The sequence below is a fragment of the Pseudomonas sp. W3I7 genome, from assembly GCF_030816095.1.
Classification (GTDB): Bacteria; Pseudomonadota; Gammaproteobacteria; order Pseudomonadales; family Pseudomonadaceae; genus Aquipseudomonas; species Aquipseudomonas salomonii.
This window is the reverse complement of the sequence record NZ_JAUSXP010000001.1, coordinates 1,646,506-1,668,370: the sequence shown is the minus strand read 5'-3', so window position 1 is coordinate 1,668,370 and position 21,865 is coordinate 1,646,506. Positions and strand designations below refer to the sequence as shown.

24 protein-coding genes and 1 pseudogene are annotated in these 21,865 nt (G+C 60.5%); 11 read left to right on the top strand and 14 right to left on the bottom strand.

Annotation, left to right across the window (positions count from 1 at the left end):
- Positions 1 to 33 precede the first annotated feature (33 nt).
- Positions 34 to 549, bottom strand: coding sequence for an ankyrin repeat domain-containing protein (locus QF043_RS07850; protein WP_307418050.1), 516 nt, complete (start codon positions 547 to 549; stop codon positions 34 to 36).
- Between the two features lie 100 nt (positions 550 to 649).
- Positions 650 to 2,476, bottom strand: coding sequence for a long-chain-acyl-CoA synthetase (locus QF043_RS07845; RefSeq protein ID WP_307418049.1), 1,827 nt, complete (start codon positions 2,474 to 2,476; stop codon positions 650 to 652).
- A gap of 394 nt (positions 2,477 to 2,870) precedes the next feature.
- Between QF043_RS07845 and QF043_RS07840 the strand changes: the two genes are divergently transcribed.
- Entirely contained in the window at positions 2,871 to 3,149 is a 279-nt protein-coding gene (locus tag QF043_RS07840; RefSeq protein ID WP_016970113.1) for a DUF3509 domain-containing protein, read from the top strand.
- 62 nt (positions 3,150 to 3,211) lie between these two features.
- On the opposite strand, the gene QF043_RS07835 is transcribed toward QF043_RS07840, so the two are convergent.
- From QF043_RS07835 to aroC, 4 genes are all read right to left on the bottom strand, one after another.
- On the bottom strand, positions 3,212 to 3,481 hold the full coding sequence (locus QF043_RS07835; protein ID WP_307418048.1) for a response regulator transcription factor: 270 nt from the start codon (positions 3,479 to 3,481) through the stop codon (positions 3,212 to 3,214).
- Between the two features lie 208 nt (positions 3,482 to 3,689).
- Positions 3,690 to 4,220 carry an acireductone dioxygenase gene (locus QF043_RS07830; protein WP_307418047.1) on the bottom strand — a complete coding sequence of 177 codons (531 nt, stop codon included), beginning with the start codon at positions 4,218 to 4,220 and terminating at the stop codon, positions 3,690 to 3,692.
- On the bottom strand, positions 4,217 to 5,380 hold the full coding sequence (locus tag QF043_RS07825) for an MFS transporter (RefSeq protein ID WP_307418046.1): 1,164 nt from the start codon (positions 5,378 to 5,380) through the stop codon (positions 4,217 to 4,219). Before QF043_RS07825 ends, QF043_RS07830 begins: the two co-directional genes overlap by 4 nt.
- A gap of 88 nt (positions 5,381 to 5,468) precedes the next feature.
- A complete protein-coding gene (aroC, locus tag QF043_RS07820; protein ID WP_099548922.1) occupies positions 5,469 to 6,560 on the bottom strand; it encodes a chorismate synthase in 1,092 nt (363 codons plus the stop codon).
- A gap of 143 nt (positions 6,561 to 6,703) precedes the next feature.
- On the opposite strand from aroC, the gene QF043_RS07815 reads away from it, so the two are divergent.
- Positions 6,704 to 7,666 carry an alpha/beta hydrolase gene (locus QF043_RS07815; RefSeq protein WP_307418045.1) on the top strand — a complete coding sequence of 321 codons (963 nt, stop codon included), beginning with the start codon at positions 6,704 to 6,706 and terminating at the stop codon, positions 7,664 to 7,666.
- 99 nt (positions 7,667 to 7,765) lie between these two features.
- A complete protein-coding gene (locus QF043_RS07810) occupies positions 7,766 to 8,572 on the top strand; it encodes a hypothetical protein (protein WP_056861121.1) in 807 nt (268 codons plus the stop codon).
- 136 nt (positions 8,573 to 8,708) lie between these two features.
- Here QF043_RS07810 and prmB read toward each other — a convergent pair whose 3' ends face one another.
- Complete coding sequence (prmB, locus tag QF043_RS07805; protein ID WP_058420625.1) at positions 8,709 to 9,617, bottom strand: 50S ribosomal protein L3 N(5)-glutamine methyltransferase; 909 nt, start codon at positions 9,615 to 9,617, stop codon at positions 8,709 to 8,711.
- A gap of 240 nt (positions 9,618 to 9,857) precedes the next feature.
- Here prmB and QF043_RS07800 point away from each other — a divergent pair, with 240 nt between their 5' ends.
- The 3 genes from QF043_RS07800 to QF043_RS07790 all read left to right on the top strand — a co-directional run bounded on the left by QF043_RS07800 (position 9,858) and on the right by QF043_RS07790 (position 11,538).
- Complete coding sequence (locus QF043_RS07800; protein WP_307418044.1) at positions 9,858 to 10,448, top strand: cysteine hydrolase family protein; 591 nt, start codon at positions 9,858 to 9,860, stop codon at positions 10,446 to 10,448.
- Between the two features lie 136 nt (positions 10,449 to 10,584).
- Positions 10,585 to 10,905, top strand: a complete 321-nt coding sequence (locus QF043_RS07795; protein WP_307418043.1) for a hypothetical protein — start codon at positions 10,585 to 10,587, stop codon at positions 10,903 to 10,905.
- A gap of 75 nt (positions 10,906 to 10,980) precedes the next feature.
- Entirely contained in the window at positions 10,981 to 11,538 is a 558-nt protein-coding gene (locus tag QF043_RS07790) for a Smr/MutS family protein (protein ID WP_017137833.1), read from the top strand.
- Between the two features lie 46 nt (positions 11,539 to 11,584).
- Here the strand turns inward: QF043_RS07790 and QF043_RS07785 are convergent, their stop codons facing one another.
- On the bottom strand, positions 11,585 to 11,773 hold the full coding sequence (locus QF043_RS07785; protein WP_307418042.1) for a hypothetical protein: 189 nt from the start codon (positions 11,771 to 11,773) through the stop codon (positions 11,585 to 11,587).
- Positions 11,770 to 12,500, bottom strand: a pseudogene (locus QF043_RS07780) (zeta toxin family protein). The gene QF043_RS07785 and the pseudogene QF043_RS07780 overlap by 4 nt, the downstream one beginning before the upstream one ends.
- Before the next feature lie 176 nt (positions 12,501 to 12,676).
- Here QF043_RS07780 and folE point away from each other — a divergent pair.
- Together folE and QF043_RS07770 are read left to right on the top strand one after the other, a co-directional pair.
- Positions 12,677 to 13,222, top strand: a complete 546-nt coding sequence (gene folE, locus QF043_RS07775) for a GTP cyclohydrolase I FolE (protein WP_019826593.1) — start codon at positions 12,677 to 12,679, stop codon at positions 13,220 to 13,222.
- Between the two features lie 101 nt (positions 13,223 to 13,323).
- Positions 13,324 to 13,695, top strand: a complete 372-nt coding sequence (locus QF043_RS07770; protein WP_017137834.1) for a glutathione S-transferase N-terminal domain-containing protein — start codon at positions 13,324 to 13,326, stop codon at positions 13,693 to 13,695.
- Positions 13,696 to 13,817: 122 nt separating this feature from the next.
- Here QF043_RS07770 and QF043_RS07765 read toward each other — a convergent pair whose 3' ends face one another.
- Genes QF043_RS07765 through QF043_RS07755 form a run of 3 tightly spaced genes read right to left on the bottom strand, consistent with a single transcriptional unit; the run spans position 13,818 to position 16,745 of the window.
- Positions 13,818 to 14,132, bottom strand: a complete 315-nt coding sequence (locus QF043_RS07765) for a hypothetical protein (protein ID WP_307418040.1) — start codon at positions 14,130 to 14,132, stop codon at positions 13,818 to 13,820.
- Entirely contained in the window at positions 14,129 to 15,451 is a 1,323-nt protein-coding gene (locus QF043_RS07760) for an acyclic terpene utilization AtuA family protein (protein ID WP_307418039.1), read from the bottom strand. The genes QF043_RS07765 and QF043_RS07760 overlap by 4 nt, the downstream gene beginning before the upstream one ends.
- Before the next feature lies 1 nt (position 15,452).
- The gene (locus QF043_RS07755) at positions 15,453 to 16,745 is read right to left on the bottom strand and encodes a CitMHS family transporter (RefSeq protein WP_138814543.1); all 1,293 of its coding nucleotides are present in this window, start codon (positions 16,743 to 16,745) and stop codon (positions 15,453 to 15,455) included.
- Between the two features lie 111 nt (positions 16,746 to 16,856).
- Here QF043_RS07755 and QF043_RS07750 point away from each other — a divergent pair, with 111 nt between their 5' ends.
- Positions 16,857 to 17,753, top strand: a complete 897-nt coding sequence (locus QF043_RS07750) for a LysR family transcriptional regulator (RefSeq protein ID WP_307418038.1) — start codon at positions 16,857 to 16,859, stop codon at positions 17,751 to 17,753.
- A 69-nt stretch (positions 17,754 to 17,822) separates the two neighbouring features.
- On the opposite strand, the gene QF043_RS07745 is transcribed toward QF043_RS07750, so the two are convergent.
- Together QF043_RS07745 and QF043_RS07740 are read right to left on the bottom strand one after the other, a co-directional pair.
- Positions 17,823 to 18,425, bottom strand: coding sequence for a glutathione S-transferase family protein (locus QF043_RS07745; protein ID WP_056861112.1), 603 nt, complete (start codon positions 18,423 to 18,425; stop codon positions 17,823 to 17,825).
- Between the two features lie 10 nt (positions 18,426 to 18,435).
- The gene (locus tag QF043_RS07740) at positions 18,436 to 19,602 is read right to left on the bottom strand and encodes a PLP-dependent aminotransferase family protein (protein ID WP_307418037.1); all 1,167 of its coding nucleotides are present in this window, start codon (positions 19,600 to 19,602) and stop codon (positions 18,436 to 18,438) included.
- Positions 19,603 to 19,683: 81 nt separating this feature from the next.
- Between QF043_RS07740 and QF043_RS07735 the strand changes: the two genes are divergently transcribed.
- Together QF043_RS07735 and QF043_RS07730 are read left to right on the top strand one after the other, a co-directional pair.
- Positions 19,684 to 20,118 carry a MarR family winged helix-turn-helix transcriptional regulator gene (locus QF043_RS07735; protein ID WP_307418036.1) on the top strand — a complete coding sequence of 145 codons (435 nt, stop codon included), beginning with the start codon at positions 19,684 to 19,686 and terminating at the stop codon, positions 20,116 to 20,118.
- Positions 20,119 to 20,504: 386 nt separating this feature from the next.
- The gene (locus tag QF043_RS07730; protein ID WP_017137842.1) at positions 20,505 to 21,851 is read left to right on the top strand and encodes an NCS2 family permease; all 1,347 of its coding nucleotides are present in this window, start codon (positions 20,505 to 20,507) and stop codon (positions 21,849 to 21,851) included.
- Positions 21,852 to 21,865 lie beyond the last annotated feature (14 nt).

The window sequence follows — 21,865 nt, the reverse complement described above, 5'->3', positions numbered from 1 at the left end:
TCCTGTGGCGGCTGGTTTTTGAGGGCGCGTAGCCTACACCAGTTTCTGCAACTGCGCCGCCGTATCCGCCGCGCCCATGGTGTGCGCCGCCGCCAGCGCAGTCGCGCCCTGGGCATCGGTGGCCTTGGGATTGGCGCCTTGAGCGAGCAGGTAGTCGACCATTTCAACGCGGTTGAACATCGCGGCCAGCATCAGCGCTGTGCGCCCGTCCGGTGAGGTTGCATCCACTGGCGCGCCGCCTTCGATCAACGCCTTGACCACCGGCAGATTGCCTTTGAACGCGGCACCGGCGATTGGCAACTGGTTCTTGTCGTTGGCAATCTGCGGATCGGCGTTGAACTCGAGCAACACTTTTACCGCTTCGACATGGCCATGGTAGGCCGCAAGCATCAACAAGGTGTCGCCGTTGTGATTACGAAAATCGGCCGGCAAGCCTTTGGCCAGCAGCGCAGCCAGCATCGCCGCATCGCCTTTGCGGGCCACGTCGAAAACCTGTTCGGCGAATTCGGCGGCTTCATCGTCGGTCATTTGTTTGGGCTGGTCTGACATGCAGGGAGCTCCTTGTCTGGGAATGTGTATAAGGCGCCCAGTGTCGCGAGGGAGTTCCCCGCTGTCATGGCTTTTTTGTCAAAAGCATTCATAGCCAGAATCAATAACGGAACTGCCCGCCCTGGATCTGCGCCAGCAATTGCCCGGTGACCGGTACATAACTGTCGGAGCCCGGCAGCCACGCGAACACCGGGTCGTTACCGGCCTTGTCCGGGTCGAAGGCTTCCTCCTTGAGCTTGACCTTCTGGTATTTGAAGGTGCCGGTGGTTTCCATCTTGACCTTGATGCGCAAAAACAACGGCACCGCATAGTGCGGCAACTGGCCGTGGGCAAACTGCAGCAGCTCGCGCATGTCCAGAGCTGCCAGGGATTCACTGGGGGTGATGGCAACCATGCCGGCGCGGCCATTGGTGTTGTCGATCTCGACGCCATAGGCCACCACTTCGGCGATCTGCGGATGCTGCAACAGCACGTTTTCCACTTCGGTGGTGGAGACGTTTTCGCCCTTCCAACGGTAGGTATCGCCGAGCCGGTCGACAAATTGCGCATGGCCAAAGCCAATACTGCGCAACAAGTCGCCGGTATTGAAGTAGCGGTCGCCCTTCTCGAACACGTCCGTGAGCACCACCTTGCGGTTCTTTTCCGGGTCGGTGTAGCCATCGAACGGCGACTTTTCATCGATCCTCGCCAGCAGCAAGCCCTGCCCGCCGGTTCGCACCTTGCGCAGGAAACCATCGCTGCCTCGCAGCGGCTCGCCGGTTTCGTGGGCGTACTCCACCAGCGCCCAATGCTGCAGGCAAAAGCCAATGGTGTTGTCGAAGTTCAGCACATTGGTAAACCCGATGTTGCCGTCGCTGGCCGCATACAGCTCGCAGATGTGCTCCACGCCATAACGCTGCTTGAACTGCGCCCAGACACCGGGGCGCAGGCCATTGCCGACCATCTTGGTGACTTTATTGTCGCGATCCTGTGCACTGGCCGGCTGATCCAGCAGGTAGCGGCACAGTTCACCGACATACCCCAGGGTGGTTGCGTTGAATTTGCGCGCATCGTCCCAGAACTGGCTGGCGCTGAATTTACGCCGGATGGCGAAGCCCGACGCGCCGATAATCGCCGAGCCCCAGCACACACACAGGCCGGTGGCGTGGTACAGCGGCAAGGTGCAATACAGGACGTCTTGCGGCCCCATGTCCAGGGCGATGCTGCCGAAACTCACCGCCGTCTTGGTCCAGCGCCCGTGTTTCATGATGCCGGCCTTGGGCAAACCGGTGGTGCCGGAGGTGTAGATATAGAAGCACGGGTCGTTGAAGAAGATGTGCCCGCTGCTGGCAGGGTTGTCCAGCGGGCTGTCGGCGCTGGCGGCCAGCAGGTCGGTGTAGCCTTGCGGCACCACGGTTGAGGATTGATCCGCGACAAACCAGCTGCGTTCAGCCGCGATCGACACTTGATCGCGTACCGCCGCATAGGCGTCGAGCAATTCCGCGCCTGCCACGATCGCCACCGGGTTCACCAGGTTCAGGCTGTGCACCAGCGCCGCCTGGGTTTGTGCGGTGTTGAGCATGGCGCAGATGCCCCCCAGCTTGGCCACGGCCAGGACGCTGAGGAGCAGCTCCGGGCGATTTTCAATAAACAGCGCGACCACATCACCCTTGCCGATGCCCTGCTCATGCAGGTAATGCGCGATACGATTGGCGCGCTGGTTGGCTTCGCGGTAGCTGAGCACGCTGTCGCCATACAACAACGCCGCGCCATCGGGGTTGCGCAACGCAGCCTGTTCAAAGTGCCAACCAAGGCCGCAAGGCTGCGCGGGGTCGGTGACATTCGCGGCGCGCATGCCGCGCACCACGCGTGGCAGGCCGCGAACAATCGCAGGCACCTTACGCAAAAGCTTGCCCCACGTGATCATGTCGTCTTGTTGATGGCTCATGGCGCAACGTCCTTTTTCTTATTCTTCGTATGATCCAGGGACAGCGGCAGCCCTGTAGGCAGATGCCGAATGCCATGCAGGAAAATACGCCCGCCATTCTTTGACTGTACATGTGGGATTTGAAAAGTTTTGTATCCCGAGTCGGCCTTCCACCGAAAAGGAATTTTGCCCCGCCGAGGCGGTCTTTATCTTCGAGGCTGACCTGAAACTGCTGGCGCGAATAACGCAAAATGCAGGATGCACGATGGCCATTCATGCAAATTGCACGAAACCGAAAATCTGTAAAATTTTTAACTGATTGATTTATAACGACTTTTTAAGATATTCAATACTGGCACAATCGCTGCACCTATCTCTCCATGCTTGCCAACTTGAGCCAACGGAGCTGATAGACATGAGCCTGATCCAAGATAAATTCGCTTCTGTATTCTCCCAATACGACGTCACCACTCAGCCACGTCCAGACGGCGGTATCCTGCTGACCCTGCGCAACAGCGAAGGCAAACAGGTCAAGCGTTCGATCTCGTATCAACAGCTGCATACCGCTGACCAACTGACCTGGGTGATCAGCGCGATCCGCCGCGACCTGGCCGAACAAGCCAGTGAACTGCCACAGATTTCGATGCTGCAAAGCCAGAACCGCTTTGCCCTGCCGACCTATCACTCGGCATAAACCACCGATAACCCAAAAGGGCCGCGACGCTGATAGGCGTCGCGGCCCTTTTTTGTGTGGCGTCAGCACAAGCCTTGTCGGCTGGCCTCATTCATCGCCTGTACGCGGTTGGTGACTTCCAGCTTGCCGTAGATATTGCGCAGATGGAATTTAACCGTGGCTTCAGAGGTTGCCCGGATCTGACTGATTTCCCAGACGGTCTTGCCTTCCGAGGCCCAGCGCAAAATTTCCAGCTCTGTCGGGGTGAGGGGCTTGCCGCCCAGGCTCAGACGTCTTCTAACGGTCATCGGCGCGTCCACCGGCGTGTGACACGACTGTTCTGGGCCACTCATTGTGCTCTCTCCTTTTGTAGTGGATGCCCTATCACCTTTCGGATTCCTGCTATTGACAGGTGATATAAACATCGAGTCCACAGAGAGTTACATAACGAATGGATTGAAGGCACAGGGCGCAGCAGAAACAGCTACGCCCTACAGATAATCAGGCTTATTCCCACAGCAACTTCCAACTTGCCTGGGTTGAACATTTAACTATCTGTGCTTAGTCGTCCAAGCCCGGGAAACCATCGGCAATAGCATCGCCGGTGAGTTGCGGCTCACAGCCTTTAGCTGTGTTGAACAAACGCAAGGTGACAAAGTGCGGGTTCTCGCCCATGTCGAACCAATGGGGCATGCCGGCCGGAATCACCAGCAGGTCATTTTTCTCACAGCGCACGGCATATACGTAGTCGCCCACGTGCAGGTTGAACAGGCCCTGGCCTGCGACGAAGAAACGCACTTCGTCTTCGCTGTAACGGCGCTCATCGAGGAACTGTGCGCGCAGTGCAGCGTTCTGTAGAAGGTCGCCCGCCGCCCTGAGCACTTGCACAGCGGCGTAGCCAAGGGCATCGATCTGCGGTTGGTAGGCGGCGATGATATCTGCGTCGCTGGCGCCCTTCTCAATCGGCGCCGGCTGCCAGCGCGCAAAGCGCACAGCGTGTTCGGCCAGCGTCGAGACGATATCGTCGAAATGGGTCAGGACCTTGTTCGGGGTATCCGGTGTGGCGGCAGCGTAAACAGCGACGTAACTCATTGCTCGGTTCCTGTAGTCGGTTCTTGCAATCGAAGGCCAATGATAATGGCAGCGGCCAGGGCGGCGACGCTGGCGATGCTGAAGGTCAGAGTCGGGCCCAACAGGTTCCAGCTGTAACCGGCGTAGAGGGCGCCCAACGCGCCCCCGGTGCCGGCCAGCGCGGCATACAGCGCCTGGCCCTGGCCTTGTTGTCTGGCGCCGAAGCTGCGTTGCACAAAGGCAATGGCGGCCGCATGAAAGCTGGCGAACGTAGCGGCGTGCAGCACCTGCGCCAGCAGCAATACCCAGAAGATTTCGGCGAATGACCCCAGCAGCAACCAGCGGATAGCCGCCAACACAAAACTGGCCAGCAGCACCCGTCGCACCGAAAAACGCGTGAGGATGTGGCTCATGGCCAGGAACATCAGCACCTCCGCGACCACGCCCAGCGCCCACAGCATGCCGATCACGCCCCGGCTATAACCCAAATGTTCAAGGTGCAGGGTGAGGAAGGTGTAATACGGGCCATGGCTCATTTGCATCAAGGCCACGCAGGCATAAAACGCCAGTACGCCGGGGCTGCGCAATTGCTTGAAAAAACCGTCACCGGCCAGGCGGTTGCCCTGCACGGCGGGCTGCGCGTTCGGCACCCACAGGCTGGCGCCAATAATGCCGGCCATGATCACCACGACCACCACCGGGTAAATGTCCAGGCTCAGCCCGTCGAACAGGCGGCCCATGATCACCACGGTGAGGATAAAACCGATGGAGCCCCACAGGCGGATCTGACTGTAACGTGCGGTCTGCTGTTGCAGGTGCGCAAGGGTGATCACTTCAAACTGCGGCAACACTGCATGCCAGAAGAACGCATGCAACGCCATCACCAGGGCCAGCCAGGCGTAGGTTTTGCTGAAGAAGATCAGCGAGAAACTCGCCAGGGTGCACACCGCGCCAAAGCGCACGATGGCCAGGCGCCGACCGGTGTAGTCGCCGAGCCAGCCCCACAGGTTGGGCGCCACGCAGCGCATCAGCATGGGGATGGCCACCAGCTCGCCGATACGCGCGCTGGAGAACCCCAGGTGGTCGAAGTACAGCGCCAGGAACGGCGCCGTCGCCCCGAGCAGGGCGAAGTAGAAGAGGTAGAAGCTGGAGAGGCGCCAGTAGGGGAGGCTTTGCGTCATATTGTGGGGGGCTGCTGCGCAGCCCAGCGGGACGGTGCGACGATTCGACAAGCGCCCTCGCCACAGCAAGCTCGCTCGCCACACACCGTCACAGCTGGCCCAACACCGGCGTACTCACCTGCACATCGGCATTTTGCCCACGGTTGCGCAGCAGGTGGTCCATCAACACGATGGCCATCATTGCCTCGGCAATCGGTGTGGCGCGGATGCCCACGCATGGGTCGTGGCGGCCCTTGGTGATCACGTCCACCGGGTTGCCGTGCACATCGATCGAACGGCCCGGCGTGGTAATGCTCGACGTGGCCTTAAGCGCCAGGTGCGCAACAATCGGCTGGCCGGAGGAGATGCCGCCGAGAATGCCGCCCGCGTTGTTGCTGAGGAAACCTTGCGGGGTCATCTCATCGCGATGCTCGGTGCCGCGCTGGGCGACACAGGCGAAACCGGCGCCGATTTCCACGCCCTTGACCGCATTGATGCTCATCAGCGCGTGGGCCAGTTCGGCGTCGAGGCGGTCGAAGATCGGCTCGCCCAGGCCGGGTTTGACGCCTTCGGCGACCACGGTGATCCTGGCACCCACAGAGTCCTGATCGCGGCGCAACTGGTCCATGTAGGCTTCCAGTTCCGGCACCTTGTCCGGGTCGGGGCTGAAGAAGGCGTTGTCGTCGACGCTGTCCCAGGTCTTGAACGGGATTTCAATCGGGCCCAACTGGCTCATGTAGCCGCGGATCACGATGCCCTGGGTGGCCAGGTATTTCTTGGCGATGGCACCTGCGGCCACGCGCATGGCGGTTTCGCGCGCCGAGCTGCGGCCACCGCCACGGTAGTCGCGCTCACCGTATTTGTGGTGGTAGGTGTAGTCGGCGTGGGCCGGGCGGAACAGGTCCTTGATCGCCGAGTAGTCTTTGGACTTCTGGTCGGTGTTGCGAATCAACAGGCCGATGGCGCAGCCGGTGGTGCGGCCTTCAAACACGCCGGAAAGGATCTCGACTTCGTCGGGCTCCTGGCGCTGGGTGGTGTGGCGGCTGGTGCCGGGCTTGCGGCGGTCGAGGTCACGCTGCAGGTCTTCCAGAGACAACTCGAGGCCTGGCGGGCAGCCGTCGACAATGGCGACCAACGCCGGGCCATGGCTTTCGCCCGCGGTGGTGACAGTGAACAGCTTGCCGAAGGTATTGCCGGACATGCAGGGCGCTCCGTGAAATCAGTTGAATCAACTCAACCGTAATAACTTAAGGCGGCCAGTATACGCAGGCTAACCGACTAGTTCATCCTCGAAACCTTACCGGTCGACGTTGGTCCAACCGGCACCTTCCTGATGATGGCGCGATGATGCTGCGAGTTTTGCTTTTGACCCTTACCCTGTTTTCCAGCCTTGGCTTCGCCGCCTCCCCTGTTGTGCTGCAACGGCCGATCAGCCTGGACACCGGCAACGGCGAGCTGTTTGGTTCGCTCCTGCTGCCCAAATCCGACAAACCCGTGCCCGTGGTGCTGATCATCGCCGGCTCCGGCCCTACCGATCGCAACGGCAACAGCGCCGATGGCGCGCGTAACGACAGCCTCAAGCGCCTGGCCTGGGTGCTGGCGCGCAACAACATCGCCAGTGTGCGCTACGACAAACGCGGCGTGGCCGCGAGCCTGGCCGCCACACCCGACGAACGCAACCTCAGCCTGGATGCCTATGTGGCCGATGCCGTAGCCTGGGGCAAGCTGCTCAAGGCCGACAGCCGCATGGGCCAGTTGATCGTGCTGGGCCATAGCGAAGGTGCGCTGGTGGCCGCCCTGGCCGCGCCGCAACTCGACCCGGCCGGGGTTATTTCGCTGTCCGGCAGTGCCCGGCCAGTGGACCAGGTGATCCGCCAGCAACTGGCCGATCACCTGCCGCCGGCCCTGTTGCTGCGCAGCAATGAAATCCTCGACCACCTCAAGGCCGGCCAGGTGGACGCCGATGTGCCGCGCCCGCTTGAAGGGATCTTCCGCCCCAGCGTGCAGCCTTACCTGATCAGCCTGTTTCGCGCCGACCCATCGGCCGCCTTCGCCAAACTGACGATGCCGGCGTTGATCATCCAGGGCACCAATGATATCCAGGTGGGCGTGGCGGATGCCCAGCAGTTGCAAGCGGCCAAGCCGGACGCACAACTGAGCGTGATTCAAGGCATGAACCATGTGATGCGCATCGTGCCCAAGGGTGTGAAGGAACAGCTGGAGTCGTACAACGACCCGAAACTGCCCCTCGCCGCCGAACTGGGCCAACGTATCGTGCGCTTTATCGACGGACTTCAACCCCGTTAAGCGACTATTTGCCTCCAGTCCTGAATAAAACGGCCGATAAGCCCAGAGTCGACAGTAAAAAGACTGTCGACTCGCAGGGCTTGGACAGGATCGCGCCGCATGACTACCACCGAAGCAACACCCGACTCTACTGCCGACAACCCGGCTGAAAAAACCGAGGCTGTCGAGGCCGCACCCCTGCCGTGGGCGGACGTCCAGGCCGAACACTTCAAGATGCTGCGCCTGGCGCCCCTGGCCACCGATCGCGCCACCGGCGCGCGGCCGCTGCGGTTTGTGCAGTTCGGCTATACCGAGCGCCACGACAAGAAGCACAGCCTGTTGCGCATGGTGATCCAGTTGCCGGGCCAGCGTGTGCGCCGCGAGCAGAACCACCTGGATATCTGGGTCGACCACGAAACGCACCGTGTGCATTTCGGCCCGGGCAACAGCCTGGAAATCGAACCGGCCAACCGGGGCCTGGGACGCTTTCTGGTCGCACAGGGCGCCGCGTGGGCAAAAAAGAAGTGGTCACATTACCGCGTCGACGGCGTGGACCTCGCCAACAAGGATGCACTCAACGAAGCCACGCGCCTGCGCCGCGATCACTTCCTGCGCATCCAGGGTTTTGATGTGGCCTACGCCGATGTGCAGCACCTCAAAGGCAACGTGCAGCCGGGCAAAGTCAGCGAAGTGCTGGACAGCTGGAACACCGAGAAGGTGCAGTACGTAGAAATCCTCGAGGCGGCGCAGATGCTGCAGCAGGCCGAGCAGAACCTGGCCGAGCAGGAAGTGAAGCTGCGCAAGGAAGAGGAAAAGGTCACCAAGTTCAAGCGCGAGGACAGTGGGTTGCGCTTTACCATTACCTGCCTGGTGGCGTTTACGGTGTTTCAGGCGGGGTTGTTGATCTGGATTGCAACACATCGCTGAAAGGCTGGAATGCATTCCAAATGTGGGAGCTGGCTTGTCGGGTCGCCGCATCGCTGCGATAGCGGTGTGTCAGTTGCCACCGCTATCGCAGGCAAGCCAGCTCCCACACTGACCGCGTTCCTATTGTGGAATGAAGTTAAACCCGCGCCGCAAACACCGCCTGATGCGCCCGGCACTGCTCAGCCGTCAGCATGAACACACCGTGCCCGCCGCGTTGGAAGTCCAGCCAGGCAAAGTCGACTTCCGGGTACAGCGCTTCGACGTGCACCTGGCTGTTGCCGACCTCAACAATCAGCAAGCCCTTCTCGGTCAGGTGGTCGGCGGCCTCGGCCAGCATGCGCCGCACCAGGTTCAAACCATCGTCGCCGCAGGCCAGGCCCAGTTCCGGTTCGTGCTGGTATTCGTCCGGCATGTCGGCGAAGTCTTCGGCATCCACATAGGGCGGGTTGGACACGATCAAGTCGAAACGCTGGCCCGGCAGGCCATCGAAGCCGTCGCCCTGCACGGTGTAGACGCGCTCATCAACACCATGACGTTCAATGTTCTGGTTAGCCACTTCCAGCGCTTCAAAGGACAAGTCGCCCAGCACCACTTCAGCGTCCTGGAACTCGTAGGCACAGGCGATGCCGATGCAACCGGAGCCGGTGCACAGGTCGAGAATGCGCGCCGGCGGTTGGGCCAGCCACGGCTCGAAGCGGTTTTCGATCAACTCGCCGATCGGTGAACGCGGGATCAACACGCGCTCGTCGACGATAAACGACATGCCGCAGAACCAGGCTTCCTTCAACAGGTAGGCAGTAGGAACACGCTCGTGGATACGCTTGTGCAGCAAGCGCTGCACGTGGGCGACTTCCTCTTCTTCGAGGTTGCAGTCCAGGTAGCTGTCGGCAATTTCCCATGGCAGATGCAAGGCGCCGAGCACCAATTGCCGGGCTTCGTCCCAGGCGTTGTCGGTGCCATGCCCGAAAAACAGGTCTTCCCCATGGAAACGGCTGACAGCCCAACGGATGTGGTCGCGCAACGTGCGCAGGCGAGAGGTAATCACGGGGGCAAGCTCCTGGAAAAAACGACTGGCGATTCTAACAGCCTTCGCCTGTACCGACGATGTACGAAACCCCTTCACCATCCGTCGGATTTCATTCAAATTGCCATCATTGCGCTAAACAAGCCCACCTCTTGACATGGCTGCACGTCAACAACGGCGTACCTTACGATGGTAGCGATTCACAGAACCGCTCAGCCAGTGGACAATGTGACAAAAGCCCCACTCACAGGAGCCCCCAGAATGTCCGTTCCAAAGACGATGTTTCAACTCAGCGGTCGCGGTTACGCAGCAGCCAACCTGAACCATGCGACCCTCGTGATCATCGACGCCCAGAAGGAATACCTCAGCGGCCCACTCGCCCTGTCCGGCATGGGCGCGGCGGTCGACAATATCAAGCAGTTGGTCGCGGCAGCACGTAACGCCGGGCGACCGATCGTGCATGTGCGTCACCTTGGCACCGTCGGTGGCCTGTTCGACCCGCAAGGCGAACGCGGCGAATTCATTCCTGGCCTGGAACCCCAAGGCGATGAAACCATCATCGGCAAATTGCTGCCGAGCGCGTTCCATGGCACGGGCCTGGAGAAACACCTGCAAGACCTCGGCTCCCTGGACTTGATCGTCTGCGGTTTCATGAGCCACTCCAGCGTCAGCACCAGCGTGCGCGCCGCCAAGAACCTGGGCTTTCGCTGCACCCTGGTGGAAGACGCGTGCGCCACTCGTGACCTGCCTTACAAAGGTGGGATCCTGAGCGCCGAACACGTGCAGCATACCGAGATGGCCATCATGGCTGACAACTTCGCCACCCTCGCGTTGACCAAAGATCTGATCTGATCGCCCTTGAGATGAGCGGCGTATTTATTGCCCCGCTCATCCACAAACCCCTCTCATTTGGCGCATTTACCGCTGCTGTCGGAACAACCTGTGTATCTTCCGGTCGAAGGGCCGATACCCTGGAGGAAAGGTCGGAATGAAGATATCCGATGGTTTTGACGCTCGTCGCTTGCGCCCCAAGGGCCCGAGCAATTGGCGTCTGCGCCTGGTAGCCGGCTTTGCCGCGTTGCTGGCGATTGTAGGTTTGCTGTTGGCCGGCGCTGGTGGCGCCGGCCTGTTTGGTCATTCGCCGGCCCTTGGCGAGTTGAATGCCAGCCCCGGTGGCTCAGCTATCCTGGTGGTGATCGGGCTGCTGGTGCTGTGGTTGGGCGTGTGGTTGTGGCGTCGCAGCCGTCGGAAAATGCGTCAGCCACTGTCACTGAACATCGCTTCGCACCTGATGAAAAAGCACGACTGATGGCGCTTGGATAGCGTTTCCTGCGCCCTGGCCGCCGCGATTTAGGTAAACTGCCCGCCCTTCGCGGAGGCTGACATGCAAGACGACGATTTTTCCCTGTTCAAAAACGAGCTGCGCGGCGTCAAGCCGATCAAGCATGATCGTGCCGACACCGGCAAACCCAAGGCCGACCGGGCGCAGATCGCCAAGCTGCGCCAGGCCGCGACCGTACGCACCGACGCCACCACCGTGGACGGCCTGTCGGACCAGTTCGTGATCGATGTAGGCCCGGAAGATGAGCTGATGTGGGCCCGCGACGGCGTGCAGGAAAGCCAGATGCGCAAGCTCAAGATCGGCCAGATCCCGTTCGAAGGCAGCCTCGACCTGCACGGCATGAACGTGGAAAAAGCCCGCGAAACCCTCTGGGCCTTCCTGGCCGAAGCGACCAAATTCGAAATCCGCTGCGTGCGCGTCACCCACGGCAAGGCCGTGCGCCTGGACGGCAAGCGCCCCATGATCAAGAGCCACGTCAACACCTGGCTGCGCCAGCATGCCCAGGTACTCGGCTTTACCTCCTGCCAGGCCCGCCACGGCGGCGCCGGTGCGGTGTATGTGATGCTCAAGCGCACCATGATGGAAGGGCGTGACGAGTAAGCAAAAAAAGCCCAGCAAACAAGCTGGGCTATTGAGCATCATCGCTTCAGTCGTCGAAATGCTCTTTCGCTTTTTTCTCTCTCGCTTGCGAGATCATTGCCCTCTGCAACGTAATCGCGGTGTCGGCAGCGCATCGATAGACCGCACGACGCTCCTCAACGGAACCACTTCGGAAAAAATCTGACATGGCCGTCGATGAATACTTTTCTATAACGTCCTTAACTTCGCCTTTCATAAGGCTACTCCGATCAAAATTTGCTCAAGCTCATCAGGATGGTAGGGCTGCCTGACGAGTTCGTCAATTTCGTCAGCCGATAGGTCGATACCAATTTGCGACTCGCCTGCGTCGGTGTCTTTGATAAGCACATCTACTTGCAGCGCCCCGATAAATTCACGTTTCAGTCGGCATACCGTCGCTTTCGACGCATAAAACTGACGAATGAACTCTTTGCACGGGATATTTCGACCTTCAACAGCTTCACGCGCCAGTACGAATTCCCAAGCCAGTTCAGGTTTTTGGTAAACGTAGATGACTTGTACAGACCTGTTTTCCTTACCGAGGGCTCGCTGGATGTTTTTTCGAGCCACAGCAAAATTCGCCAGTGTTCCATCCAACAAGAAGGACTGGCGCTGCTGATAAACCAAGTCGACAGTCCGCTCGACCATAGCGGTTACGCCACGTTGAAAAAGGCTGGAATTTCGTCCCGTATACTCAGGAAAGTATTCCCTGAAATCATCAGGGTCGATACGTAACGCACGGGATCCCCCTCCTCCATCAAACGAATAAATGATTTTGAGACTTCTGTCTTGCCCGCCCCAGGAGAACCCGCCATGAATACCGAGACCGGATAATTTTCGCCCGGGTAATTAGCCAGACATGCCAGCTCACGTGCAATCCTGGTTCGATTTGCCTTGGCAAAGAACAGTGCGCGCTCAGAAATGCTTCGCTCCAGCGGGGTCATTACGTCCTCCTCAACGGAGGCCGACTCTAACATCGCTATCGCCTGGGAATACAACTGTCGGCCTACCTACGCTACTATGTGCGCCACATCACCCGCCGCTCCTGCGGGCAGGGCAACGCTTCACATTGGTACAGGCATACACCGTACCGTTCTGAAACCCATACGGAAACAGTCCTGTGACATTGGAACAAAATTACACCGCGATCCTCGGCCAGCTCGGCGAGGACGTTTCCCGCGAGGGCCTGCTCGACACGCCAAAGCGTGCCGCCAAGGCGATGCAGTACCTTTGCCGCGGCTATGAACAGACGCTGGAAGAAGTCACCAACGGTGCCTTGTTCAGCTCCGACAACAGCGAAATGGTGTTGGTCAAGGACATCGAGTTGTACTCGCTGTGCGAGCACCACCTGCTGCCGTTTATCGGCAAGGCGCATGTGGCGTATATCCCGAGCGGCAAAGTGCTGGGCCTGTCGAAGGTCGCGCGGATTGTCGACATGTATGCGCGCCGCCTGCAGATCCAGGAAAACCTCAGCCGCCAGATCGCCGACGCGGTGATGCAGGTGACCGGTGCCCTGGGCGTGGCGGTGGTGATCGAAGCCAAGCACATGTGCATGATGATGCGCGGTGTGGAGAAACAGAATTCGTCGATGATCACCTCGGTGATGCTGGGTGAGTTCCGCGAAAACGCGGCCACCCGCAGCGAATTTCTCAGCCTGATCAAGTAACAGGCTGTGTAAGGAAAAGCCGGCGTTCATCGCCGGTTTTTTTTCGCCTGCGAAATTCAGGTAAGCTGCGGCCCCTTCTTCATGGGCAAGAGGTTTCAGCCATGTTCGTCAAAGCACTTCGAGTGGGTCTCGGCCAAATCATCATCGCGGGCGACTTCCTGACTCGCCCGCGCAAAAAGCAGCGTTCCGCCGAGCAACAGGCTCAGGTGAATGCGGCGGCCAAGGAGCTGACGCTGTACCAGTTCCACGCCTGCCCGTTTTGCGTGAAGACTCGCCGCACCCTGCACCGCCTGAATGTGCCGGTGGCGCTCAAGGATGCGAAAAACAACGAACAGGACCGCCAGACCCTGCTGGAGCAAGGCGGCAAGATCAAAGTGCCGTGCCTGCGTATTGAAGAGAATGGCCAGACCACCTGGATGTATGACTCCAAGGTGATCATTGATTACCTCGACAAGCGGTTTGCCGCGGTCTGACAGCCTCTGAAGAGCCCAAGTGGGAGCTGGCTTGCCTGCGATGCAAACAACTCGGTCTCTCAATTGAACAGAGGTGATGCTATCGCAGGCAAGCCAGCTCCCACATTTGTTTGGCTGTGTAATTAAGTCAGTATTACCAAATCCAGCAGGGCTGAGCCCAGGCACTTGCCGTGGGCGTCCAGCGCCAGCGAACGAGTGACGCCGCCGCGCAGGATCCCCGGCAGTACAAAATTCAGCGCCTGCACGTTGGGTAATTCATAACGCCGCACCGGCGCCGCATCCGGCTCACGCAAGCCGGCAAAAAACTCAGCGACGCGCTCGGGCGTGAGCTGCTCGCACAGCAGCGGATAATCCTCTGCGCGGTAGGCGATGATCGAGATGTTCGAGGTGTCGCCCTTATCGCCGGTACGGGAATGGGCCAGTGTGTGCAGCTTCATGCTTCGATCCTCGGGTTGACCGCGCTACGCGGCAGCAGCAAGGAGGCCACTGCCACCACCTGGCGCACGCTTTTACTCGCCCCGCCGCCGCCCGACGGGCCGTTGGTGTAGAGGGTTTCCACTTCATTGCCGACCCGCACCGCCTCACTGCGATCTTCACAGCGGGCGGCCACGCGCAAGCGCACTTCCCAGGGTTCGACGTTGCTGCGGGGGCCGTGCAAGGAGTCCATGCCAATCAGCTCGGCGCGTAAGTCTTGCATCTTCAGCCCCATGAGTGCCAGGCGCTTGAGTACGATATCCCGCGCCAACTCAGCCCGTGCGACAGCGCCCGGGCCGCCGTAGGACATCTGCCCTTCACCGATCCATCCGTCCAGGTAACCTACGCTGACCTTCAACTGTTCAGGCCGCGCCCGGCCATCGGCGCCTTGAGCACTGACGCGATCCACGCCCTCCTCCACAAAGTTCACGTGGGAAAAGTCCGCGGTCACGTCCGGCGTGAGATAAGCCGCCGGGTCGTGCACTTCGTAGATCATCTGCTCGGTGCACGTCGCACGGCTGACCCGCCCGCCGGTGCCTGCGACCTTGGTGATCACAGCTTCGCCATCGGCATCGATTTCGGCCAACGGGAAACCCAGGCGTGCCAGGTCATCCACATCCTTGAAACCGGGGTCGGCAAAATAGCCACCGCTGACCTGCCCCGCGCATTCCAGCAAATGCCCGACCAACGTGCCACGCCCCAGGCGCTGCCAGTCGTCCGCAGCCCAGCCGAACTCAAACATCTGCGGCGCCAAAAACAGCGACGGGTCGGCCACGCGTCCGGTGATCACCACATCGGCATCGGCGCGCAAGGCTTCAAGGATGCCGTCGACGCCCAGATAGGCGTTCGCGGATATCAAGCGCTCGCCCAAAGAACCAACGGTCTGGCCGTTATCCAGGCGTTGCTCGGGCTGTAAAACATCCAGCACGTCATCGCCCACCACCGCCACGACCTTGAGGTCCTGGCCCAACTCGTTGGCAATGCGCCGAACTTCAACGGCCGCCGCCACCGGATTGGCCGCGCCCATATTGGTAATCACCCGCAGGCGACGGCCGCCGTTTAAACCAACAAACGGCAACACGCGGCGCATACGCTCGCTCAGCAGCGGGTCGTAACCGCCCTGCGGGTCGCTGATACGCGCCTGTTGCGCCAGGGCAATGGTACGTTCGGCGAGGCATTCGAACACCAGGTAATCCAGGTCGCCCTGTTCGGCCAGTTCCACGGCAGGCTCGATACGGTCGCCGGAGTAGCCGGCGCCGGAGCCGATGCGCAAGGTTTTCATCTCAAATCACTCCCAGGAGCAATGCGGTCAGGGTCATCAACACTGACGCGGCAAACAGAAACGGAATGGTGAAGCGCTGGTGATCGGCCAGTTCGATCTTGCACAGGCCTACCAGCAGGAAGGTCGCGGGCGTCAGCGGGCTCACCGGGAAACCGGTGGTGTGCACACCCAGCAATGAGGCCTGGGCCACTTGCAGCGGGTCGACGCCCAGGGCTTTGCCGACTTCGGCGATCACCGGCATCACGCCGAAATAGTAGGAATCGGGGTCGAACAGCATGCTCAACGGCATGGAAATAAAGCCCACCACTGCCGGGATCAACTTGCCGTGGCCGGCGGGAATCTGCGCCACCGCCACCTCGGCAATCGCCTTGAGCATGCCGGTGCCTTGCATGATGCCGGTGAACACCCCGGCGGCGAGCAGGATACTGGCCATGGTCAGGGCGGTTTTGGCATGGGCATCGATGCGCGCGCGTTGAGCGTCCACATTCGGGTAGTTGATGCACAGCGCCACCACGGTGCCGAGCATAAACATCACCACCGGGTCGACCCAGCCGGCAATCATCACCACCATCACCAGCACCGTGAGCAACAGGTTGACCCAGAACAGCCGTGGGCGCCGCAGCTTGATGTCATCGTCGCTGAGCACCCGTTGCGGCACCGCATCCACCGAAGAACCGGCGCCCAGGCCCAGGCGTTTTTCTTCACGACGACCCAGCCACCAGGCGCAGGCAAACACGAAGACCAGGCCGACGATTTGCACCGGAATCAGCGGCTGGAACAGGTCCGCTACCGGCACATGCAAGGCCGCCGACGAACGCAGCACCGGGCCGGTCCACGGCAGGAAATTGACCCCGGCGGCCATGGCGCAGACACACGCAAGGATGCGCTTGTCGATGCCCAGCCGCGTATACAGCGGCAACATCGCCGGCACCGTTACCAGAAACGTCACCGCCCCGGAGCCGTCCAGGTGCACCAGCAGCGCGAGGGTCGCGGTGCCGACCACAATCCGCGTAGGACGCGTGCCTACGGTGCGCAGGATGCGATCAATGATGGGATCGAGCATGCCGGCGTCGGTCATGATCCCGAAAAACAGAATCGCGAACACAAACATGCCCACCACCGGGGCGACGTTCTTGATTCCGGTAATGATAAAGGCGCTGGTTTGCAGGCCGAAACCGCCGAGCAATGCGGCAATGATCGGCAAGGCGATCAGCGCCACCAGCGGCGACAGGCGTTTGCTCATGACGGCAGCGAGCAGGCACAGGATGGTAATGACACCCAGGGTAGCGAGCATGGGTTACTCCAGAGCGGCCTTGGTGGCCGGTTATTGTTTTCCCTGGAGTATTGGAAGCGGGTTAGTCTTTGTAAATTGGAATATTCGGCCTGGCACGTTCGGAAAAACAAAATGAAGAACAGCATCCAACACATACAAGCCTTTCTCGCCGTAGCCCGCACCGGCAGTTTCACCAAGGCCGCCAACGAGTTGCACTTGTCGCCCTCGGCCCTGACGGTACAGGTGCAACAACTCGAAGACTGGCTCGGCGTCGCGCTGCTCGATCGCAGCCCGCGCCACGTAAGCATTACCGCCGCAGGCGAAGACGCGCGCGGCCCCATGGAAAAACTGCTGCTGGACCTGGACAACATCGTCACCGGCTCACGAGACCTCGCCGCCCTGCGCCGTGGCGTGGTCAGCATCGCCGCGCTGCCCTCGGTGTGCGCCGGCGCCCTGCCGCCCGCTTTGCGCCTGTTTCGCGAGCGTTTTGCCGGCATCGAAGTGCGATTGCATGACCTGGTGGCCCATCGTATTCATGCGCAGGTACGTGAAGGCGTGGTGGATTTCGGCATCGGCGTGCGTGCCCGGCTGAGCCACGGCCTGGAGTTTTTGCCGGTGCTCAATGATCGGTTGTGTGCGTTTGTGCCACTGGGCCATCCCCTCGCCCACCATCGCCGGCTGACCCTGGAACAATTGGCGGACCAGCCGATCATCCTCACCGGGCGCGACAGCAGTGTGCGCGAGCAGGTGGACTTGTTGTTTGATCAGACGCGGCTGACGATGAATGCCGGCATGGAAGCCAACTACATGTCGACGGTGCTGGCGCTGGTGCGCCAGGGGTTGGGCATCAGTGTGCTGCCGGAGTCGGCGGCGGACAGTTTGGCGGGGTTGAAGCGCATCACTATTGACCACCCCGGCGTGAACCGCGAGATCGGCTTGATCAGTCGCAGCGGCATGGGCCTCAGCCCGGCGGCGCAGCGTTGCTTTGAGCTGCTGAGTATTGAGCTGTCTGGCACAACATCGAACTGAAACTGGACACAGTCCAGGTGGGTGCTGGCTCCCACACAAGCCAGCTCCCACATTTTTGACCGCATAAACTCAATCAAGCATCGCTACATGTTTTGGATGACTGGCCACCCGCGCCAGCCACGCCTGCACCCCCGGATAAGCGTCCAGCTCAAACCCACCCTCCTGGGCCACATGGGTATAGGCATACAACGCCACATCGGCGATGGAGAATTGATCGCCCACCAGATACGGGGTCAATTGCAGTTGGCGCTCCATGACTTTGAGCGCCTTGTAGCCACCTTTGTGCAGTTTCTTGTATTCCTCAAGACGGTCTGCGGGCAAGCCAAGGTAAAACTGGATAAACCGCGCCACCGCAATATATGGCTCGTGGCTGTACTGCTCGAAAAACTGCCACTGCAACACTTGTGTGCGCAGGCGTGGCTCGGCCGGCAAAAACTCGCTGCCATCGGCCAGGAAGTTCAGAATCGCGTTGGACTCCCACAGGCACGTGCCGTCTTCAAGTTCCAGCACCGGGATCTTGCCATTCGGGTTCTTGGCCAGGAACTCGGCGGTCTGGGTGTCGCCCTTGAGGATGTCGACATCGATCCATTGGTACGGGATGCCCAGCAGGTTGAGCATCAATTTGACCTTGTAGCAGTTGCCCGACTTGTAATCGCCATAAACCTTGTACATGGGGCTCCCCTTATGCCGCTTGCGCGTGCTGTGCTTGACGGACTACCGCGGCCAGGCGCTTGAGACCTTCGTCCAGGCGGGCCGGGTCGATATGGCTGAAATTGAGGCGCAACGAGCCCAGGTGTTGGTCGGGCTCGGAAAAGAACGGCTCACCGGGCATGAACGCCACCTCCTGAGCCAATGCTTGCGCCAACAAGGTGCGGGTGTCGAGGGGCTGTTTCAAGGTCAGCCAGAAGAATAATCCACCCTGGGGCAGTTGCCAGTCGGCCAAGTCGCCAAAGTGGCGCTCCAGCGCCGACTGGAATGCATCGCGGCGCTCGCGGTAAAAACTGCGCAATTGCACCAGATGCTGCTGGTATTGCTCGGTGCCGATCCACTGCATGGCCTGCCACTGGCCAATGCGATTGGTGTGCAGGTCGGCCGATTGCTTGAGCTTGAGCAGGTGCGGGAACAAATCCTCGCTGGCGATCAGGTAACCGACGCGCAACCCCGGCAACAGGGTCTTGGAGACGGTGCCGGTGTAGATCCAGCTGGCTTTTTTCAAGCGCCCGGCGATGGGCTGGGCACTGGCGCCGTCGAATGTCAGCTCGCGGTAGGGCTCGTCTTCGATCAGGGTTACGCCGAACTCATCAAGCAAAGCGGCCACGGCTGCGCGCTTGGCTTCGCTGTAGCGCACGGCCGAAGGGTTCTGGAAGGTCGGGATGAGGTAGATGAACGCCGGGCGATGGCGTTCGAGGCTGGTGCGCAGGGCGGCCAGGTTCGGGCCGTCGGCCTCCAGTTGCACGGTGAGGCAATCGGCGCCGAACAGTTGGAAAATCTGCAAGGCGGCCAAGTAGGTCGGGCCTTCCAGCATGACTTGAGTGCCCTTGTCGATGTACAGCTTGGCGGCCAGGTCGAGGGTTTGCTGGGAGCCGCTGACCACCAGCACCTGGCTGGCCTGGCATGGCACGCCCAGGGCGCGGGCCTCGGCGGCGAGCAGTTCACGCAGTTGCGGCTCGCCTTCGCTCATGCCGTATTGGCCGATGTTCAGCGGCAGGTCATCCCAATTCAGTGCCGGCAACATGGCTTCGGCCGGCAGGCCACCGGCGAACGACATCACGTTCGGGCGCTGAGCTGCCGCGAGGATTTCACGGATCAAGGAGCTTTTGAGGCGCGTAACACGTTCAGAGAAGGCCATAGGGTCACCGGTAGCGAAGTCGGGGGCAAATACGTCAAACTGGTTGACCGAAATTACGACGACTTGCGTGGATACGTCAATATGCTTGACCTTAAAAACCAGGGCAGCCAGCAACAAGCCATGGAAGCCTTCTTCTTCGGCTACCAGGCCTTTACCGCCAAGGCCGACGAAATGCTCGAGCGCCGAGGCCTGAGCCGTGTGCATCAGCGCATCGTGTTTTTTATCGCGCGTTACCCGGCCTTGAGCGTGAAGGAGCTGCTGGAATTGCTCGGGGTGAGCAAGCAGGCGCTGAACATGCCGCTGCGCCAATTGCAGGAAATGCACCTGGTTGACAGTGTTGCGTCCGCAGCCGACAAGCGCAAACGCCTGCTGGAACTGACCGAAGAAGGCCAGCGTTTTGAGCAGTCGCTGCGCCGCGAGCAGGTGAAGTTGTTGCAGCGTGCGTTCAGTGAAGCTGGCGAAGAGGCCGTGGCTGGATGGTTGGCGGTGAATCAGGCCCTCGCCGGCCAACCTTGACCCTATGCCGAGCGATCTTGTTGTGGCGAGCAGGCTTAGTGTGGCGAGCAGGCTTGCCCTGCGTTGGGCTGCGTAGCGGCCCCAAAACCTGCCGATGATCTCTAGCTGAAGCCCGCGGTGACTGTTTCAGGGCCGCTTCGCGCCCCAAGGCAGGGCAAGCCTGCTCGCCACAACAAGCCGAAGAAACGCCCCGCATCCGCCTTTCATCCCCTTTCGCAGACAAACTACAAAACATTATTTGCTTTATTTGTATACAAAAGCATAATTCGCTTCGTGCGAGTTCCTGACCTATTGGTCAACAAAACCCGCCAGTACCTCAAAGCGCTGCTGCCCACCTCTGTGACCGGCGCTGGAAATAACAATAAAACTCTTGAGGAGTACTTGCTGTGGATAGCCAAAAAACCGAAGCCCCCACGCTGGACCTCGCCCCACCGCAAGGCGGCTGGCTGGAACGCCTGTTCAAACTGCGCTTGCATGGCACCACAGTGAGAACCGAACTGATTGCCGGCCTCACCACCTTCATCACCATGGCCTACATCATCTTCGTCAACCCCAACATCATGGCCGACGCCGGTATCGATCACGGCGCAGCGTTCGTCGCCACCTGCATCGCTGCCGCGCTGGGCTGCCTGTTGATGGGGCTGTACGCCAACTGGCCGGTGGGTTTGGCGCCGGGCATGGGCCTGAATGCGTTTTTCACCTACACCGTGGTCGGCACCATGGGCTACCACTGGGAAACCGCGCTGGGTGCAGTATTTATTTCCGGCGTGCTGTTCATGGGCCTGACGCTGTCGCGCGTGCGTGAATGGCTGCTCAACAGCATCCCCGTGAGCCTGCGCCATGCCATGGGCGCAGGCGTGGGCCTGTTCCTCGGGGTGATCGGCCTGAAGACCGCCGGCATCATCGTCGACAGCCCGGCCACCTTGATCAAGCTCGGTTCGTTGCACGAACCTGCGCCCTTGCTGGCGGCCGTGTGCTTCCTGTTGATCGCGATCCTCAGCTACCACCGGGTGTTCGGCGCGATCCTGATCAGCATCATCGCCGTGACCCTCGCCGGTTGGGGCCTGGGCCTGGTGCACTACAACGGGATTCTCTCCACCCCACCGAGTCTGGCGCCGACCTGGATGGCCATGGACATAAAAGGTGTATTCAATGTCAGCATGATCAGCGTGGTATTCGCCTTTCTTTTTGTACACATGTTTGACACTGCAGGTACACTGATGGGCGTCGCGCAACGGGCCGGGCTGGTCAATGCCGATGGCAAGATCGATAACCTGTCGCGTGCGCTGAAGGCCGATAGCGCCTCCAGCGTATTCGGCGCCATGGTCGGTGTGCCGCCGGTGACCAGCTATGTGGAAAGTGCTGCCGGTGTGGCCGCCGGGGGGCGCACCGGGCTGACGGCGGTGACCGTGGGCATTCTGTTTGTCGCGGCGATGTTTTTTGCGCCGCTGGCGGGCATGATTCCGGCGTATGCCACCGCCGGCGCGCTGATTTACGTGGCGATGCTGATGATGGCGAGCATGGCGCATATCAATTGGGATGAGGCCACCGACAGCATTCCGGCGATTGTTACCGCGATCATGATGCCGCTGACGTTTTCGGTGGCCGACGGCATCGCCCTGGGTTTTATCACCTACGTGGCGCTCAAGGCCGGCACCGGCAAGTACCGTGAGATTTCTGTCAGCCTGTGGGTGCTGTGCGCGATCTTTATCGCCAAGTTCATCTTCCTGTAGTACGGGAGCGGCTG